This is a genomic window from Streptomyces sp. 3-6, from assembly GCF_056323165.1.
This window is the reverse complement of sequence record NZ_JBWHZP010000015.1, coordinates 33774-51788: the sequence shown is the minus strand read 5'-3', so window position 1 is coordinate 51788 and position 18015 is coordinate 33774. Positions and strand designations below refer to the sequence as shown.

Annotated in this window: 15 protein-coding genes, 1 pseudogene and 1 riboswitch; of the genes and pseudogenes, 7 read left to right on the top strand and 9 right to left on the bottom strand. The window is 72.1% G+C overall.

Annotation, left to right across the window (positions count from 1 at the left end; genetic code table 11):
- Positions 1-22 precede the first annotated feature (22 nt).
- Both AC02VZ_RS19635 and AC02VZ_RS19630 read right to left on the bottom strand, forming a co-directional pair.
- The gene (locus AC02VZ_RS19635; protein WP_432054851.1) at positions 23-1096 is read right to left on the bottom strand and encodes a DNA polymerase III subunit beta family protein; all 1074 of its coding nucleotides are present in this window, start codon (positions 1094-1096) and stop codon (positions 23-25) included.
- 146 nt (positions 1097-1242) lie between these two features.
- Positions 1243-2193: a DUF1963 domain-containing protein gene (locus AC02VZ_RS19630; protein WP_125628102.1), complete on the bottom strand. Its 951-nt coding sequence runs from the start codon at positions 2191-2193 to the stop codon at positions 1243-1245.
- Positions 2194-2456: 263 nt separating this feature from the next.
- Here AC02VZ_RS19630 and AC02VZ_RS19625 point away from each other — a divergent pair.
- Positions 2457-3436: pseudogene (locus tag AC02VZ_RS19625) on the top strand (IS5 family transposase).
- A gap of 19 nt (positions 3437-3455) precedes the next feature.
- On the opposite strand, the gene AC02VZ_RS19620 reads toward AC02VZ_RS19625, so the two are convergent.
- From AC02VZ_RS19620 to AC02VZ_RS19610, 3 genes are all read right to left on the bottom strand, one after another.
- Positions 3456-4385 carry a 1-phosphofructokinase family hexose kinase gene (locus AC02VZ_RS19620; RefSeq protein WP_476475996.1) on the bottom strand — a complete coding sequence of 310 codons (930 nt, stop codon included), beginning with the start codon at positions 4383-4385 and terminating at the stop codon, positions 3456-3458.
- A 129-nt stretch (positions 4386-4514) separates the two neighbouring features.
- Entirely contained in the window at positions 4515-5684 is a 1170-nt protein-coding gene (gene nagA / locus AC02VZ_RS19615) for an N-acetylglucosamine-6-phosphate deacetylase (protein WP_476475995.1), read from the bottom strand.
- Positions 5684-6637 (bottom strand): ROK family protein, encoded by a 954-nt coding sequence (locus AC02VZ_RS19610; RefSeq protein ID WP_476475994.1) that lies wholly within the window; start codon positions 6635-6637, stop codon positions 5684-5686. The genes nagA and AC02VZ_RS19610 overlap by 1 nt, the downstream gene beginning before the upstream one ends.
- Before the next feature lie 120 nt (positions 6638-6757).
- Between AC02VZ_RS19610 and AC02VZ_RS19605 the strand changes: the two genes are divergently transcribed.
- A complete protein-coding gene (locus AC02VZ_RS19605; protein WP_476475993.1) occupies positions 6758-8026 on the top strand; it encodes an extracellular solute-binding protein in 1269 nt (422 codons plus the stop codon).
- Between the two features lie 104 nt (positions 8027-8130).
- The gene (locus tag AC02VZ_RS19600; protein ID WP_476475992.1) at positions 8131-8388 is read left to right on the top strand and encodes a DUF3263 domain-containing protein; all 258 of its coding nucleotides are present in this window, start codon (positions 8131-8133) and stop codon (positions 8386-8388) included.
- A gap of 90 nt (positions 8389-8478) precedes the next feature.
- Here the strand turns inward: AC02VZ_RS19600 and otsB are convergent, their stop codons facing one another.
- The 3 genes from otsB to AC02VZ_RS19585 form a co-directional block, all read right to left on the bottom strand.
- Positions 8479-9348 carry a trehalose-phosphatase gene (gene otsB / locus AC02VZ_RS19595; protein ID WP_476475991.1) on the bottom strand — a complete coding sequence of 290 codons (870 nt, stop codon included), beginning with the start codon at positions 9346-9348 and terminating at the stop codon, positions 8479-8481.
- Positions 9349-9661: 313 nt separating this feature from the next.
- On the bottom strand, positions 9662-11092 hold the full coding sequence (locus AC02VZ_RS19590) for an alpha,alpha-trehalose-phosphate synthase (UDP-forming) (RefSeq protein ID WP_476475990.1): 1431 nt from the start codon (positions 11090-11092) through the stop codon (positions 9662-9664).
- Positions 11093-11136: 44 nt separating this feature from the next.
- Positions 11137-12081, bottom strand: coding sequence for a glucosyl-3-phosphoglycerate synthase (locus tag AC02VZ_RS19585; RefSeq protein ID WP_432054734.1), 945 nt, complete (start codon positions 12079-12081; stop codon positions 11137-11139).
- A gap of 145 nt (positions 12082-12226) precedes the next feature.
- Positions 12227-12374, top strand: a riboswitch (SAM riboswitch).
- A gap of 18 nt (positions 12375-12392) precedes the next feature.
- Here AC02VZ_RS19585 and thrC point away from each other — a divergent pair.
- The 4 genes from thrC to groL all read left to right on the top strand — a co-directional run bounded on the left by thrC (position 12393) and on the right by groL (position 17000).
- Positions 12393-13697 carry a threonine synthase gene (thrC, locus tag AC02VZ_RS19580; protein ID WP_432054733.1) on the top strand — a complete coding sequence of 435 codons (1305 nt, stop codon included), beginning with the start codon at positions 12393-12395 and terminating at the stop codon, positions 13695-13697.
- A complete protein-coding gene (locus AC02VZ_RS19575) occupies positions 13694-13969 on the top strand; it encodes a MoaD/ThiS family protein (RefSeq protein WP_362101459.1) in 276 nt (91 codons plus the stop codon). The genes thrC and AC02VZ_RS19575 overlap by 4 nt, the downstream gene beginning before the upstream one ends.
- Positions 13970-14410: 441 nt before the next feature.
- A complete protein-coding gene (locus tag AC02VZ_RS19570) occupies positions 14411-14614 on the top strand; it encodes a cold-shock protein (protein WP_004986573.1) in 204 nt (67 codons plus the stop codon).
- 763 nt (positions 14615-15377) lie between these two features.
- Entirely contained in the window at positions 15378-17000 is a 1623-nt protein-coding gene (gene groL / locus AC02VZ_RS19565) for a chaperonin GroEL (RefSeq protein ID WP_362101457.1), read from the top strand.
- 271 nt (positions 17001-17271) lie between these two features.
- Here groL and AC02VZ_RS19560 read toward each other — a convergent pair whose 3' ends face one another.
- Complete coding sequence (locus AC02VZ_RS19560; RefSeq protein WP_432054732.1) at positions 17272-17841, bottom strand: hypothetical protein; 570 nt, start codon at positions 17839-17841, stop codon at positions 17272-17274.
- Between the last annotated feature and the right edge of the window lie 174 nt (positions 17842-18015).

The following is an 18015-nucleotide window of genomic DNA, read 5'->3' as shown; positions in this document are numbered from 1 at the left end:
GGCGTGGTCCTCGTGGTCGTTCTCAAGCTGAGCGGTCGGATGTGGTGGGCATGGCCAGGGTGGTGAGATCGCCACGGACGGCGGAGCGGATCGTGACGGGTCGGTCGTGTCCCCTCAGGTCGAGCATCACGTCGGGGCCGATGGCCGTGCTCACGGCGGGATAGAGCGTGGTCATCTCGAACCGGATCTCAAGGGCCGGGCCCGTCACGGTGGCGGGGAGCTGAACACCGGCGTGCTCGTCGTTCGGGATCCTGACGCTCACTGCCTGAGCGGAGACGTGCAGCGCGACATGTTCGCCGGGGTGCTCTTCGACGGCACGCAGCAGAAGATTCTTCGAGACTGTCACACGGGTGGTGACCTCATCCAGGGAAGCGAGCATCAGCCGGTGGTCGGGGAAGTCGTCGGACAGCAACCGGCAGTGCCGGTCCTCCTGCCCGGGCATGCGCAGCCAGATCCCGTGCGGCACCGTTTCTATGTGGACCAGCGCACTGCGCCGGACTGCGGCGACCGCGGCCCGCAGGTCGTCGCCGTCGACCGTGCCGACCCACGTCTGCGGTACGGGCCGTGCCGGCACCAGGGTCCGGGTGGAGAGCCGGTAGCGGTCAGTCGCCGTCAGGGCGATCGCCTCGTGACTCGCCTCGATGTGCACGCCGGCGAGCACTGCGATCCCCGGTTCGTGCGCCGTCGAGGTCAGGACCTGATCGACCGCATCCGCCAGTACGGGTCCCTTCAGGGTGGCGATCAACAGACTGGGCACGCTCGCGCCGAGCATGGACTTGATGACCGCAACCTTCTGCCGCGCTGACGCCGCATCCTCGACGATCTTGGCAACATGCTCGTCGAGCAGCCGCGCTGCTACGTCGGCCCCAGCGTCCAGGACCGCCTCCACCGCAGCCAGAGGCATGGCGATCTCGCGGAGCTGACGCAGCGCGGTCGCCCGCGCCACTTGGTCAGCGCCGTAATAGCGGTAACCCGAGACCGGGTCCACTTCGGCTGGGGACAGCAGCCCGGAGTCGGAGTAGAACCGCAACGCGCTGGCGGTCAGACCAGTGTGCTGGGCAAAGACCCCGATGGGCATCAGCTCGGAATTCGGCACCTCGCCATCATCGAGCTTCAACCAACTCGAAGGTCAACATGGCCGTGGGGCGTCACCGACGTCCTGGCCGGCAACACCTAGGGGGTGTGTGATGTCGTGATCACGCGGTGGTCACGAGGCCTCCGGGACAGGCCGAACCGCAGAAATCAGCCCAACCAGTAGTGCTCGACCTTGTCGAACCGTCTGGCGTGAAGGTCGTCGCGGCTGATCAACCAGCTGATGTCGCCGTCCATCCAGTCGTACTGGAGCGACTCCATGTTGAAGGTCGCGAGGTGCAACAGCGGTTGTCCGGGCAGCTCCCGCCATGCCCGGTCGTAGACCTCGTCGAACCGCTCCGGGGCGTCCCTGAGTTCGCGGACCGCCTCCTCCCGCAGGCGCTGGAACGCCTCTGTGCTCTTGTCCCAGCTGTGGTGGATGTTCCCCTGCACTCCCCGCAGCTTGTCGGTGCTGTTGTCCATGGCCGGTCTGACGCCGACCTTGGCGGCGTACTCCTCGACGGCGGCCTCCAGCCGAGCGTGCCACTCGGCTTCCTCCCCTTCCGGCTCACCCCAGATGCCCCCGTGGTCCTCGCCGATGAGCCAGGCGTGGGCGTCCCATGCGTCGTTGTGGGAGGCGACCATGGTCCAGCGGTCCAGCATCATGTGGGAGGACCCGAACTGCAGGTCCAGTTCGCTCGGGACGGGGGCCGGGCGCACGGTCGTCTTGGTCCCGGGCGGTATGTAGAGCGCCTTGCCGCCGCCAGCGTCCGACCAGGTGAACAGCAGGAGGTGCCCCTCCCGGGGCAGCCCGTCGTCGAACAGCGTGCGGGGCACCGCGGCGAGGTCGAAGGATGCGACGAAGATGTCGCCCACCTTCCACTCCATGTCCAGGGGCAGCGCCGGCGCCCCTCCGATGTGACCGATCACCCGGTCGCCGGGCCGGACGCTCTCCGGCGTCTTCTGCTTGAAGTACACGGCCGGCTCCATGCTCCACAGCAGGCGGGTGATGGCGTCGTCGGACACCCCGTGCCGCCGGGCGAAGGCCCGGAAGGCACTGCTGCGGGACGTCTGCCCCACGGGATCGCCGGAGGGGCCGACTGTGCTGTCCCAGTTGCTCACGAGTTCGCTTTCTGACGAGGGATCGGTGACCGGCACCGTGCGGGCGGAGCCCGATGCTGATCAACACGGTAGAGCACCCCTCCGACAACGCCCTCGTCGCCAACTGCCGGTGCCCCTAAGGCTGTCCACACGCCGCGTCACCCTCGGACCATCGTCGGCCTGAGGGTGGCGCGGCGCCGGCGACTCCTGGGGCCTGTGTGTTGTCGTGATTAGTTGCCGGGTTCTGAGCTCTTCGCGAGGTGGAAGCCGGTAGGACTGTGGTCGTGACGCGTAGGCAACTCACCGATGCTCAGTGGAAGTTCATCGAGCCGTATCTGCCGATCGGTAAGTACGGCCCGTATCCGGAGCGTTTGCGGGAACAGTTTGAGGGGGTGATCTGGCGGTTCCGCTCCAGCGGTCAGTGGCGGGAGATGCCTGCCGAGTTCGGCCCATGGGCCACCGTCTACGGACGTTTCCGCATCTGGCGAGACGCCGGTGTGTTCACCGCCCTGCTGGAAGGCCTGATCGCTCAGGCAGCCCGCGCGGAGCAAACAGATTTATCGCTGGTCAGCGTGGACTCCACTACGGTCCGTGCCCACCATGACGCCGCGGGGCTCCGCGTCAGCAAGCACCTCATGTCGGCCCTGGAGGAGGCTGCGCACAAGCAGGAGACAGCCCGGCAAAAAGGGGTGGTACGGAGGAACAGAACGGACAGGACGAGCGCCGGCGTATCCGGCGCCGACACAAGCTCCGTCTGAAGCAAGCCCTGCTCGGCCGGTCCCGGGGCGGCCTCACCAGCAAGATTCATCTCGCGGCGGACCGCAGATGCCGTCCGCTCGCCTTCGTCTTGACCGCCGGGCAGGCCGCGGACAGTCCGCAGTTCATCCCCGTGCTCGAGAAAGTGCGAGTCCGTCTGCCGGTCGGCCGTCCCCGCACCAAACCTGGCGCAGTCGCCGGTGACAAGGCCTACTCATCGCGCGGAAACCGCCGCTACCTGCGAAAACGCAACATCAAAGCAGTCATCCCGGAGAAGAAGGACCAGGCCGCAAATCGCAAGAAAAAGGGCTCACGCGGCGGCCGGTCCATCAGCCACGACGCCGACCTCTACAAGGAACGGAACACTGTCGAACGCCTGATCAACAAGCTGAAAGCCTGGCGGGGCGTCGCCACCCGCTACGACAAGTCACCCGAAAGCTACCTTGCCGGCCTCCACCTCCGAGCCTCCATAATCTGGATCGACGACTCGCTCAAGTACACCGTGTGATCACGACATCACACAGCCCCTAGGCCGCACTCGCCTCCCGCTCCACCGTCACCCGCTCCCGCAGCTCCTCGTACGCCGCCCGGTCGAACTCGCCCGCCACCGGTGACAGGACCGTGGCCGCCGACAGGGCGACCGCGCGGGTGAGGCGGTCCGGCCAGGGGAGGTTCTCGACCAGGCCCGACAGCAGGCCCGCGACAGCCGAGTCGCCGGCGCCGGTCGGGTTGCCGTGCAGGCGGGCCGGGGGTGTGGCGCGCCAGCGGCCCTCGGGGGTGAGGGCGAGCAGGCCGTCCGGGCCGAGGGAGGCGACCACCGCGCCCGCGCCCCGGCGGCGGGCGTCCCGGGTGGCGGTCGACGGCTCGTGGGAGCCGGTCAGTTCGGCCAGTTCGTCGGCGTTGGGCTTGAGGATGTCGGGGCGTCCCGCGATGCCGCGGCGCAGGGCCGCCCCGCCGGTGTCGAGGAGGGTGGGCACCCCGGCCGCGCGGGCGGTGCGCAGCAGGCCGGCGTAGGCGCCGACGGGGACGCCCGGCGGGAGGCTGCCGCACAGGGCCACCGCGGCGGCGGACGGGAGGAGGGCTTCGTAGGCCTCCTGGAAGGCGGACCACTCCGCGGGGGAGACCGTGGGGCCGGGTTCGTCGAACCGGGTGGTGCCGCCGGAGGTCTCGTCGACGACGGTCATGGTGCGCCGGGTGGTGCCGTCGATCGGGAGCAGCCGGTCCACCAGGCCGGGTACGGCGGCGAGTTGCTCGCGCAGGATGCGTCCGGTGGTGCCGCCGGCGAAGCCGGTGACCGTCACCTCGTGGCCGAGGGCGGCGAGGACCCGGGCCACGTTGATGCCCTTGCCGCCGGGGCGTTCGGCCACCTCGGAGACGCGGTGGGAGGCGTGGGGCCGCAGGGACGGCACACGGTGGGTGATGTCGAGAGCGGTGTTCAGCGTCACCGTGAGGATCACCGTGCCGACCTCCCCGTCGTGCCGTCCGCGTCGGTCGCGCGGGCCTGTCCGTCAGGTACACGATCATGCCAAAGAGACGGCGGCCGGCCCACCCCCGAGCCGGTCACCGTCTCCCGACGGCCGGACGGATCACGCCGGTTGGGGACGGACCACCCAGGAGCCCCGGCGCATCACGCCGGTGAGGGCGAAGTCCGCGTCCAGGACGACTAGGTCGGCGTCCTTGCCCGGTTCGAGGGAGCCGATCCGGTCGTCCAGGCCCAGCAGCCGGGCGGGGTTGGCGGACAGGGCGGCGACGACGTGTTCCACGGGCAGGCCGTCGACGGTCACCGCCCGCTGGAAGGCGCGGTCCAGGGTGAGCGTCGAGCCGGCGATGGAGCCGCCCTCCACCAGGCGGGCCACGCCGTCGGCGACCTCCACCTCCAGCGGGCCGAGCAGGTAGCGGCCGTCGCCGAAGCCGGCGGCGTCCATGGCGTCGGTGATGAAGGCGACCCGGCCGGGGCCCGCGTGGTGGAACGCCAGTTGGAGCGCGGCGGGGTGCAGGTGGACGCCGTCGTTGATCAGCTCGACGGTGACCCGCTCGTCCTCCAGCAGGGCGGTGATGGGGCCGGGGGAGCGGTGGCCGAGGGCGGGCATGGCGTTGAACAGGTGGGTGGCGACGGTGGCGCCCGCGTCGATGGCGGCGACCGTCTGCTCGTAGGTGGCGTCGGTGTGGCCGACGGCCGCGATCACGCCGTGCTCGGCCAGCAGGCGCACGGAGTCCAGACCGCCGGGCAGTTCGGTGGCGAGGGTGACCATCCGGGCGTGGCCGTGGGCGGCGTCGATCAGCTTGCGGACCTCCGCCGGGTCGGGGTCGCGCAGCAGTTCCTCGGAGTGCGCGCCCTTGCGGCAGGGGGAGATGAAGGGGCCCTCGAAGTGGATGCCGGCCAGGTCGCCCTGCTGGGCCAGTTCGGCGAGGAGGCCGGCGCGCTGGACGAGGGTGTCCATCTCGCCGGTGACGGTGGAGGCGACCAGGGTGGTGGTGCCGTGCTCCCGGTGGGTGCGGATGCCGTGCAGGACGTCGTCGGCGGTGCCGGAGGTGAAGGAGGCGCCGCCGCCGCCGTGGTTGTGCAGGTCGACGAAGCCGGGCACCACCCAGTGGCCGGTCAGGTCGACCGTGCTGACGTCGCCCGCGGGGGCGGTGGCGGACGCGGGGGGACCCCCGGCGACGATCCGCGTGCCCTCGACGATCACGCGGCCGTCGTCCACGGTCCCGGTGGGCAGGACCACCCGGGCACCGGTGAGAACAGTGGTGGGGGCCATCAGGCGGATACCTCCGAGGGGTCCGGGGAGTCGGCGGGGGTGAGCAGGTCCCGGGCGAGGAGTCCCGCGCCCAGGCATCCGGCGGTGTCCCCGAGGGCCGCGGGGACCAGGGACGGCATCTTCTGGAAGGTGACCCGCCGCCGGACGGCCTCCCGCAGTGGTGTGAACAAGGTTTCCCCCGCCTCGGCGAGCCCGCCACCGACGATCAGCGTGCGGGGGTCCAGCAGGGTGAGCGCGGTGACCAGCCCGTCGGCGAGCGCGTCGACCGCGCCGTGCCAGACCGTGCGGGCCCGTTCGTCCCCGGCCTCGACGGCCGCGGCGCAGTCGGCCGCGTCGGCGGCGGGGTCGCCGGAGGCCGCCGCCCACGCCTCGCTGACGGCCGAGGCGGACGCGTACCGCTCCAGGCAGCCGCGCTGGCCGCACGGGCAGGGGACGCCGCCGGGCCGGACGACGACGTGACCGATCTCGCCGGCGAAGCCGTGCGCTCCGGCCTCCACCCGTCCGTCGATGCCGATGGCGCCCGCGATGCCGGTGCCCAGCGGCACGAACAGGAACCGGTCGGCGCCCCGGCCCGCGCCGATCCGGCCCTCGGCGAGCCCGCCGGCGCGCACGTCGTGGCCGACGGCGACGGGGATGCCGCCGAGCCGTTCGGTGAGGAGCGCGCGCAGCGGGACGTCGCGCCAGCCGAGGTTGGCCGCGTAGACGGCGGTGCCGGTGCCCTCGTCGACGATGCCGGGGACGGCGAGGCCCGCCGCGGAGGCGGGGCGGCCGAAGCGGCCGGTGCCGTGGGCGTGCAGGTCGGCGGCGAAGTCGAGGATCCCGGCGACGACGGCTTCGGGGCCGCGCTCGCGGCCGGTGGCGCGGCGCGCCTGGTGCAGCAGCTCGCCGCCCGCCCCGACCAGGGCAGCCTTCATCCCGGTGCCGCCCACGTCGAGGGCGATGACATGTTCCACGAGGACAGTGTGACCCCGGCACCCGGGAGAGGTCTAGTCCACTCACGTGGTGTAGACCTTATTCCGGTTATCGAAAAATTTCGAACGGCGACCCGGTCGCCGGGGTTGGGGCAGTGAGCAGTGCAGCGGCGGGTCAGGACACGGGCGATCGCGGTGGTCTCCGCACTGGGACTCGTCGGAGTCCTCGGCGGATGCGGTGGCGGTGACTCCTCCGGCGTGACGCTGAAGCTGGTCGCCGCCGACTACGGGGACAGCTCGGCCAACAGCACCCGGAAGTACTGGGCGGAACTCGTCGAGGACTTCGAGGCCGGGCACCCGGGCGTGAAGGTCGACGTCAGCGTCTACTCCTGGAACGACGTCGACCGCAAGGTCAAGGAGATGGTCGACGCGGGCGACCCGCCGGACCTGGCGCAGATCGGCGCGTACGCCGACTACGCGCAGCAGGGCCTGCTGTACAAGGCGCGCGAGGTGCTCTCCATCCCCGTCCAGGCCGACCTCCTCTCCCAGCTGACGGACGCCGGCAAGGTCGCCTCGGTGCAGTACGGGGTGCCCTTCGCCTCCTCCACCCGCGTGCTGTTCTACAACAAGGACCTCTTCGACGAGGCCGGGCTCACCCCGCCGAAGACGTGGGACGACCTCGTCGACAACGCCACGAAGCTGAAGGCCGAGGGCGTGAAGTACCCCTACGCGCTGCCGCTCGGGCCCGAGGAGGCGCAGGCCGAGACGATGCAGTGGCTGCTCAGCGGCGACGGCGGCTACACCGACGACCGGGGCGCCTACACCATCGACTCCGTCGAGAACGTCGACACCCTCACCTGGCTGAAGGACGAACTGGTCGGCGCCGGTCTCACCGGCCCCGTCGCCCCCGGCGAGCTGGACCGGGCGGACGCCTTCGCCGCCTTCGCCGCGGGGGACGTGGGCATGCTCAACGGGCACCCCTCGCTGATGAAGCTCGCCGAGCGGAAGGGGGTGGAGTACGGCATGGTGCCCACGCCCGGCGTCGACGGGGAGAGCCGGGCCACCCTCGGCGTCTCCGACTGGATGATGGCCTTCAAGGAGAACGGCCACCGCGAGGCGATCGGCGACTTCCTCGACGCCGTCTACAGCGAGAAGAACGTGCTGACGTTCTCCCGCACCTACAACCTGCTGCCGGTCACCCAGTCCGCGTCCCGCGTGATGGCGGAGTCCGCCGACGACAAGGATCTCAAGCCCTTCCTCGACCAGCTCGGGACGTCCGAGCTGTACCCGGTCGGCGAGACCTCCTGGGCGGCCGTCAACGCGCAGATCAAGAAGCAGATCGGCAAGGCCGTCGCCCCCGGCGGCAGCCCCGCCGTCGTCCTCTCCGGCCTCCAGGCCACCGCCACCCGCACGGAGGGCGGCGACCGGTGACGGCGCCCCCGGCGGTTACCGGGCGAGCCTCCGGGACACCCGTGGGGGCCTCCTGGGCCGCCGGGCCCGGGCCGTTGTCGGTGGCGGGGGTTACGGTGCGGGACATGGACGAGGAATCGGGGACGGCCCGGCCGGCGGCCGGACTGGGCCGGCGCGAGCAGGACATCCTCGCGCTGGAACGCCGTGGCTTTCCCGGCCCCGGCGCGAAGGAGCGCGCGATACGCGAACGCCTGGGCCTGGCCCCGGTGCGCTACTACCAGCTGCTCAACGCCCTGCTCGACGACCCCCACGCCCTGGCCCACGACCCGGTCACGGTCAACCGCCTGCGCCGCATACGGGAGGCCCGGCGCGCGGAGCGCTGAGCGGCGGGGCCGGGGCCGCGGGGCCGGGGGCCGCGGGGTCGGCGGGCCGGGGACGGGCCGGCCGCGCCGGGCGGCCCGCCCGCGTGCGCGTCAGGCCATGCGCCCGGCCAGCGCGGTCAGCAGGTCCACCAGGCCCGCCGGGCCGTCCACCACCAGGTCCGCGCGGTCGCGCAGCTCGGGGACCTCGTCGCTGCCGCTGCACACCAGCAGACCGGGGACGCCGTCGGAGCGCAGCTCGTCCACCGCCGCGAAGGCCGGGAGGTCGCCGAGGTCGTCGCCCGCGTAGAGGACGCACCCGGCGCCGGTCTCCCGCGCGTACTCCCGGAGGGCGACGCCCTTGTCCATGCCCGGCGGGCGCAGCTCCAGCACCATCCGGCCCGGCTCCACGATCAGCCCGTGCCGGGTCGCCAGGTCCGTCAGCGGCTCGCGCAGGGCCTCGAAGGCGGCCTGCGGTGCGGCGGCCCGCCGGGTGTGGACGGCGACCGCCCGGCCCTTCTCCTCGACCCGGGCACCCCGCGCCGTGTCCAGCCCCTCCAGCAGCCCGGGCAGCTCGTGGCGCACGGCGGCCACCCCGGGGTGCGGTTCGGGTGCCGTGACGGTGTCGGTGGCGGCGTCCCAGCGCTCCGCGCCGTAATGGCCGAGGACGACCAGGTGCTCCAGCCCGGCGACCCCCGCGAAACCGCCGTTGCGGACCGCGACGGCGGGCGGGCGGCCGGTGATCACCGCGACGGAGGCCACCTTCGGGGCGAGCGCGGTCAGCGCCGGCACGGCGCCGGGGTGGGCCCGCGCCCGGTCCGGGTCGGGCACGATCGGCGCGAGGGTGCCGTCGAAGTCGAGGCCGATCAGCGCCCCGCCCGGCCGGGCGAGCAGGGCGTCGAGCCCTTCGCGCCCGGCCCGGGTGACGGGCGTCGGCAGGTCGGGGACGGCATGCGGATCCGTGGATGCGGTGTGGCTGCCCATACGGCCAACCTATCCACGTCCGTCCGGTGCCACGCCTGCCCGGCCGTCCGGTGCCACGCACGCCCGGTGCCACGTCTGCCCGGCCCGACGTCGGCGCGCAGGCAGGCACGGACGACCGTCGTCGCGCACCTCGGTCCCGGACGGCCACCGGCCCCGCAGGGCCGGGCTCGGAGTGGCCCCGACCCGCAGACCGGCCGGATCGTCCCCGGGTGCGCGTCGGGCCGCACCGGGCCGTGCCGGCCCGGCGCCCGGCTCCCGCGCCCGGCGGATCAAGGCCCAGGCCGAGGGCCGGGGCCCAGGCCCGGGCCCGGGATCAGGCGGGGCCCTGCTCCCGCAGGGCGTCCAGCTGGTCGACGAACCACTGGGCGGGCGGCAGCGCGGTCGCGGCGGCGGCCAGGCGCTTGCTGTGCTCGGTGCGCTGGGCCGGGCCCATCGTCAGGGCCTCGTGCAGGGCGCGGGCGGTCCCGGTCACGTCGTAAGGGTTGACGGTGATCGCGTCCTCGCCCAGTTCCTCGTGCGCCCCCGCCTCCCGGGACAGCACCAGCGCGCAGCCGGTGTCGGAGACCACCGGGACCTCCTTGGCGACCAGGTTCATGCCGTCCCGCACCGGGTTGACCAGGGCCACGTCCGCCAGCCGGTAGGCGGCCAGGGAGCGGGCGAAGTCGTCCTTGACGTGCAGCACGACCGGACGCCAGCCGGGCGTGCCGTACCGCTCGTTGATCTCCTCGGCGACCCGCTGCACCTCGGCGGTGTAGTCGCGGTACACCGCGAGGTCCTGGCGGGAGGGGTAGGCGAAGGCGACGTGCACGACCCGCTCGCGCCAGTCGGGGTGGTCGTCGAGGAGCTGCCGGTAGGCGAGCAGGCCGCGCACGATGTTCTTCGACAGCTCGGTGCGGTCCACCCGGACGATCGTGCGGCGCGGGGTGCCGTCGGGCGCGGTGCCGATCTCCTCGCGCAGCGCGGCCATCCGCTCCTCGACGTCCGGCTCGTGGGAACGGGCGCGCAGGAAGTCCGCGTCGGCACCGAGGCCGTGCACGCCGACGCGGGTGCCGCCGAGGCCGCCGGCGAACTGCTCGCAGCAGGCGGTGAAGGCGTCCGCCCAGCGCCGGGTGAGGAAGCCGAGCCGGTCCGCGCCCAGCATGCCGCCGAGCACCTGGGCGGCGATGTCGTCGGGCAGCATCCGGAAGTACTCCGGCGGTGCCCACGGGGTGTGCGAGAAGTGGCCGATGCGCAGGTCGGGGCGGAGCTCGCGGAGCATGCCGGGGACGAGCGTCAGGTGGTAGTCCTGCACCACCACGGCCGCGCCCGGCGCCGCCGCCTCGGCGAGCGCCTCGGCGAAGGCCCGGTTGTAGGTCTCGTACGACGCCCACCGGCGGCGGAACTCCGCGTCGAAGACGGGTTCCAGCGGGGTCTGGTAGAGCATGTGGTGCACGAACCACAGCACCGAGTTCGCGATGCCGTTGTAGGCGTCGGCGTGCACGTCGGCCGGGATGTCCAGCATCCGCACGCCGTCCTCGCCGACCCCGCGCCGCACGGCCTCGCGGTCGCCGTCGGAGAGGGCCGAGCAGACCCACAGGGCGTCGGCGTCCGAGCCGATCGCGGACAGCCCGGACACCAGTCCGCCGCCACCTCGTCGGGCCCGCAGCGCACCGTCCTCGTCCACCGTGTACGACACGGGCCCGCGGTTCGACGCGACCAGCACCTGGGCACCCTGACCAGCCTGAGCAGCATGCGTGGAAGCCATACGCACCAACCTAGCCCGGCCTCCGGAATCCCAAACGTCGAGGATCAGGCCACCCGGCGCGCCTGGTACTCGGCGATCTCCCGCATGGGCGGGCGTTCCTCGGTGTCGACGGAGTAGGTGCGCGGCTCGAAGCCGTCGTCGGAGCGCTCGAACTGGGTGAGGGCGGGCCGGATCAGGTGGCCGCGGGCCAGGCGGAGCTGGGCGGTGCGGTAGATGGCGGCGGCCATCCGGCCGAGCGCCCGCCCGTCCTGGTGGCGGTGCTTGCGCACCCCGACGTCGACCTGGGCGAGGGCGTCCAGCCCGGCCAGGTGCAGGGCGTCGACCAGCATGCCGAGCTCGACCCCGTAGCCGACCGGGAAGGGCAGCTGCTCCAGCAGGCAGCGGCGGGCCGCGTACTCGCCGCCGAGGGGCTGGACGAAACCGGCGAGCTGCGGCCAGTGCATGTTGAGGAGCGGGCGCGCCATCAGCTCGGTGACCCGGCCGCCCTGCCCGGCGGCGGCGCCCAGGGGACGGTCGTACATGGCCTTGACCAGCTGCACGTCCGGCTCGGTGAGCAGCGGACCGACGATGCCGGTGACGAAGTCGGAGGAGAAGTCGCGCAGGTCGGCGTCGACGAAGCAGACGATGTCGCCGCGGGTGACCAGCAGGGAGCGCCAGAGCACCTCGCCCTTGCCGGGCACGGCGGGGATGCGGGGCAGGATCGCGTCCCGGTGGACCACGGTGGCGCCGGCCGCCGCGGCGGCCTCGGCGGTGCCGTCCGTCGAGCCGGAGTCGACCACGACGATCTCGTCGACCAGCGGCACCTGGAGCATCAGGTCGTGCCGGATCACCGCCACGATGTCGCCGACGGTGGCCTCCTCGTCGAGCGCGGGCAGCACCACGCTCACCGTCTGCCCCGAGGCGCGTTTCGCGGCCAGGAGCGCGTGGAGGGGGCGGTCGGCCACGGACCAGGACCGGTCGATCAGCCAGCGCTCGACTTCTTCCAGCACGGTCTGCGGCTCCTCACTCCGGTCCGGTCCTGTGATCCATCTCGCGCTTCGGACGACTGTCTCAACCGCCCGGGGCGTCGGTTACAGTCTTGAACAACGCGCACGGTCCCCGCATGCCGGGGTCGCCGCCGCGACAACTGAACACCGCTCATCCAGAGGGGCAGAGGGATACGGCCCGTTGAAGCCCCGGCAACCCTCCAGTCGGTTCTTGTCACACGGACGTGGCGAGGCTCCCGGCTAGGGAAGGTGCCAAATCCGTCTCACGGCGAGATGCGTCGTGAGGAAGATGAGGAGAAAGGGCCTCGCCTCACATGGCTGTGCAGACCGTTGCAAGCAACGCCGACTCTGCCGGTTCCGCCGGTTCCCCCGCCGTCGACCTGGGTCCCGCCGCCGCGCTGTCCTGCCGCGAGTGCGGCCACCGCGTCCCGCTCGGACCCGTCTTCGCCTGCCAGGAGTGTTTCGGCCCGCTGGAGATCGCCTACGACTTCTCGTCCTACGAGGCCGGGGAGCTGCGCCGGCGCATCGAGGCGGGACCCGCGAACATCTGGCGCTACGCGCCCCTGCTGCCCGTCCCCGCGGACGTGGCCGGCAAGCCGAACCTCAACCCCGGCTGGACCCCGCTGGTCAAGGCGGACAACCTGGCCCGTGAACTCGGCGTCACCGGCGGGCTGTACGTCAAGGACGACTCCGGCAACCCGACGCACAGCTTCAAGGACCGGGTCGTCGCCCAGGCCCTGGAGGCCGCCCGCGCCTTCGGCTTCACCACCCTGTCCTGCTCCTCCACCGGCAACCTGGCCGGCGCCGTCGGCGCCGCCGCCGCCCGGGCCGGCTTCCGCTCCTGCGTGTTCATCCCGCACGACCTGGAGCAGGGCAAGGTCGTCATGGCCGCCGTCTACGGGGGCGAACTCGTCGGCATCGAGGGCAACTACGACGACGTCAACCGCTTCTGCTCCGAACTGATCGGCGACCCGGCCGGCGAGGGCTGGGGCTTCGTCAACGTCAACCTGCGCCCCTACTACGCCGAGGGCTCCAAGACGCTCGCCTACGAGATCTGCGAGCAGCTCGGCTGGCGGCTGCCGGACCAGATCGTCGTCCCGATCGCCTCCGGCTCCCAGCTCACGAAGATCGACAAGGGGCTGCGGGAGCTGATCGACCTGGGGCTGGTCGAGGACCGGCCGTACAGGATCTTCGGCGCGCAGGCGGAGGGCTGCTCCCCGGTCTCGGCCGCCTTCAAGGCCGGGCACGACGTCGTCCGCCCGCAGAAGCCCGACACCATCGCCAAGTCGCTCGCCATCGGCAACCCCGCCGACGGCCCCTACGTCCTGGACATCGCCCGCCGCACCGGTGGCGCGGTGGAGGACGTGACCGACGAGCAGGTCGTGGACGCGATCAAGCTGCTCGCGCGCACCGAGGGCATCTTCGCGGAGACGGCGGGCGGGGTGACCGTCGGCGTCACCCGCAAGCTGGTCGAGAGCGGCCTGCTGGATCCCTCGCTGACCACCGTCGTCCTCAACACCGGCGACGGCCTGAAGACCCTCGACGCGGTCGCCGGCACCGGCCTGACCGCCACCATCCGCCCCACCCTGGACTCCTTCCGAGAGGCTGGCCTCGCATGAGCGTGACCGTCCGCATCCCGACCATCCTGCGTACCTACACCGGTGGGCAGGCCCAGGTGAACGCCGAGGGGACGACCCTCGCCGAGGTCATCGAGGACCTGGAGAAGAACCACACGGGCATCGCCGCCCGCGTCCTGGACGACCAGGGCAAGCTGCGCCGCTTCGTCAACGTCTACGTCAACGACGACGACGTGCGCTTCGAGCAGGGCCTGGAGACGGCGACGCCGGACGGCGCCGGCGTCTCGATCATTCCGGCGGTCGCCGGGGGCTGATCCGGCCCGGTCATTACCGTAGGTAACTTCGGTTACCGAGCGTGGAACCCGCTGCCCCCTCCGTGAGAGAAACGGAGGGGGCAATTCCATGGGATTGAACGCGGTAGGGTTGGGGAACGCGGCCCCGGTCTCTCGATCGGGAACCGTGAATTCCTGCCGCTCGCCCGACGATAAGTAGCCAAAGTCTGTGCGCCTTTCGCGGCTTTTGTGACGTTTGTGCGGCCCGGTTTGCCCTGAATTCGGGCGAAGTTGCACAACATTCCGGACCGGTGTCGTCCAGATTTCTCGTCCGATTGACCTGTTGCAGACGGCAGTTGGACAGATACATTCAGCCGCGGTCGACGCGTTCCGGCGCACGCCCCCACTCCAATGGGGGGTGAGGTCTGACCCGGGTCCGCGAAGTGTGGATCTGTGCAAGGGCCAGTAATAGGGGAGTTAGGCATGGCTCAGGGCACCGTCAAGTGGTTCAACGCGGAGAAGGGGTACGGCTTCATCGCGGTCGACGGTGGTGCGGATGTTTTCGTCCACTACAGCGCCATCCAGATGGACGGGTACCGCACCCTTGAAGAGGGCCAGCGGGTCGAATTCGAGATCTCGCAGGGCCAGAAGGGCCCGCAGGCCGACATGGTTCGCGTCACCGCCTGAACGCGCTACCAGCCGCAAGCAGGTTCTGCTGACGAGGGGCCCGCACCTCCCGGGGTGCGGGCCCCTCGCCGTGCGTCGACGCCCCCACGGACGGGGGGGCGCGGGCGGCGGCCGGCCGTGCGTCGACGTTCGCCGGGAGTGGTGGCCCGGCGTGCCGTCCGCCGGGGGTGGGTGGCTGGTCATGCGCCGCCGTCCGTCGGGGTGGGTGGCCGGCCGTGCGCCGACGTTCGCCGGGGGTGGGTGGCCGGCGCGTACGCCCCGTCCGCCCGCGCTCCCCGTCCGGGCGGCGCCGTACACCCGTGTTCGCCGACCGCTGAGAGCGCGCCTCCCTCCTCCTTCGCGCCCCCGCGCGAAGGAGGAGGTGTACAGGGCGTGGCCGCGCCCCCGTGCCACCCCCGCGCCGCCCCCGCTCGGGGTGCCTCCCCACCCCCGTCCTCCGCCATCCGCCCAGCACACGGGCCCCGTCAGCCCTCGCGCCGAGGTGTCCGCGGGGCGCCTGTTCCCCTCCCGGGCCACGCCTGCGGGCGCACCCGCGCGCCGCGACCCTCCGACGGGCCCGCTTCGCGGGAGCGCCTTGCACTCGGAGGGGTCGAGTGCTAATCATTGGCGTTAGCACTCTGAAGGTGAGAGTGACAACGAAGGACCGGGTCGGTGAGGCCCGCAGGCCGTGTGGGGCAAGGAACCACGAGGCCGGCGAGCCGTCCGTCGCGGGCGCGGGCGCGGTCCGAAGGAATCACCCCCAGTCCTGGAGGGACCACTTCACATGGCCAAGATCATCGCGTTCGACGAGGAGGCGCGGCGCGGCCTCGAGCGCGGCATGAACCAGCTCGCGGACGCCGTCAAGGTGACGCTCGGCCCCAAGGGCCGCAACGTCGTCCTCGAGAAGAAGTGGGGCGCCCCCACGATCACCAACGATGGTGTCTCCATCGCCAAGGAGATCGAGCTCGAGGACCCGTACGAGAAGATCGGCGCCGAGCTGGTCAAGGAAGTCGCCAAGAAGACGGACGACGTCGCCGGTGACGGTACGACCACCGCGACCGTCCTCGCCCAGGCCCTGGTCAAGGAGGGCCTGCGCAACGTCGCCGCCGGCGCCAACCCGATGGCCCTGAAGCGCGGCATCGAGAAGGCCGTCGAGTCGGTCTCCGCCGCCCTGCTGGAGCAGGCGAAGGACGTCGAGACCAAGGAGCAGATCGCTTCCACGGCCTCCATCTCCGCCGCCGACACCCAGATCGGCGAGCTCATCGCCGAGGCCATGGACAAGGTCGGCAAGGAAGGCGTCATCACCGTCGAGGAGTCCCAGACCTTCGGTCTGGAGCTGGAGCTCACCGAGGGTATGCGCTTCGACAAGGGCTACATCTCGGCGTACTTCGCCACCGACATGGAGCGTATGGAGGCCGTCCTCGACGACCCGTACATCCTGATCGCCAACTCCAAGATCTCCAACGTCAAGGACCTGCTCCCGCTCCTGGAGAAGGTCATGCAGTCGGGCAAGCCGCTGCTGATCATCGCCGAGGACGTCGAGGGCGAGGCCCTGTCGACCCTGGTCGTCAACAAGATCCGCGGCACCTTCAAGTCCGTCGCGGTCAAGGCCCCGGGCTTCGGCGACCGCCGCAAGGCCATGCTCGGCGACATCGCCATCCTCACGGGCGGCGAGGTCATCTCCGAGGAGGTCGGTCTCAAGCTGGAGAACGCCACCCTCGACCTGCTGGGCAAGGCGCGCAAGGTCGTCATCACCAAGGACGAGACGACCATCGTCGACGGTTCGGGCTCGGCCGACCAGGTCCAGGGCCGCGTGAACCAGATCCGCGCCGAGATCGAGAACAGCGACTCGGACTACGACCGCGAGAAGCTCCAGGAGCGCCTCGCGAAGCTGGCCGGCGGCGTGGCCGTCATCAAGGCCGGTGCCGCGACCGAGGTGGAGCTCAAGGAGCGCAAGCACCGCATCGAGGACGCCGTGCGCAACGCCAAGGCGGCCGTCGAGGAGGGCATCGTCGCCGGTGGTGGCGTGGCCCTGCTGCAGGCCTCCCAGGTCTTCGAGAAGCTGGAGCTCGAGGGTGACGAGGCGACCGGCGCCAACGCCGTGAAGCTCGCCCTGGAGGCCCCGCTGAAGCAGATCGCCGTCAACGGTGGTCTCGAGGGCGGCGTCGTGGTGGAGAAGGTCCGCAACCTCACGGTCGGCCACGGCCTGAACGCCGCGACCGGCGAGTACGTGGACATGATCGCCGAAGGCATCATCGACCCGGCGAAGGTGACCCGTTCCGCGCTGCAGAACGCCGCCTCCATCGCCGCGCTGTTCCTCACCACCGAGGCCGTCATCGCCGACAAGCCGGAGAAGAACGCGGCCCCGGCCGGCGGCGGCATGCCGGGCGGTGACATGGACTTCTGATCCTTCCGAGGATCGGACCCGTCCGACGCACGACCGAGGGCGGCACTCCCTGGACGACAGGGGGTGCCGCCCTCGGGCGTGTCCGGGCCCTCGACCGCCGACAGCCGGCACCCGGCACCCGGCACCCGGCAGCCGGCGCCCGGCAGCCGGCGCCCGGCAGTCGGTGCCCGGCAGTCGGTGCCCGGCAGCCGGTGCCGGCGGTCGCGGGGGCGGGGGCGGGGGCGCGGTAGGGCCGGTGGGGCCGGTAGGGCCGGTGGGGCCGGTGGGGCGGTCAGAGGCCGCCCATCGGTTCGATGTCGACGCGCACCGGGGTGCCCCACACGCGCAGCACCTCGTAGTCGGTGAACTCGTGCACGAGCCGGTAGGCCATCGCGGGCCGGGGGCCGCGCCGTTGGGCGGCGAGGTACATCTCGGCCTCGCGGCGGTCCCGGCGCGGGGTGCCGCACAGCTGCCACGCCTGGCCGTTCCACAGCTCCGGCAGCCAGCGCTGCTGCGGCTGCGGCCGGTCGCCGCTCACCCCGTAGCGGGACGGGACGGGCTCGGCGGGCGGGTGCTGCGGCGCCGGGCCGTTGAACTCGGCGCGGCGGGCGGCGCGCCGGCGCGTCTCGCACAGCAGGCACAGGTCGGGCGCGCTCTTGTCGACCGGGCCGGTGGGGTGCTCGGGGCAGCGGGTGCTCGGCGCCGCCGAGCCGACGCCCTCCTCCAACAGGTCCAGGGCCCGCCGCAGGTCCGCCTTCACCTCGTGCAGCTTGGCGTCCGGTGTGTCGGCGCCGAGCGCCTCGCCGTGTTCGCCGAGGAGGCGCAGGGCACGCCCCAGTGCGGTGAGCTGCGCGTGGTTCATGGCGTCCGTCTCCGTGGGGTGGGGTTCGGTCTCCGTCGCTCCGGGACCGGTCCGGGTCGGTCCCTGGGGTCGGGTCCGGGTCGGTCCGGGGTCGGGCCAGGGGTCGGGTCCGGGTCGGGTCCGGGTCGGGTCCGGGGTCGGTACGAGTATCCCAGCGGCCCCCGGAGGCTGTCA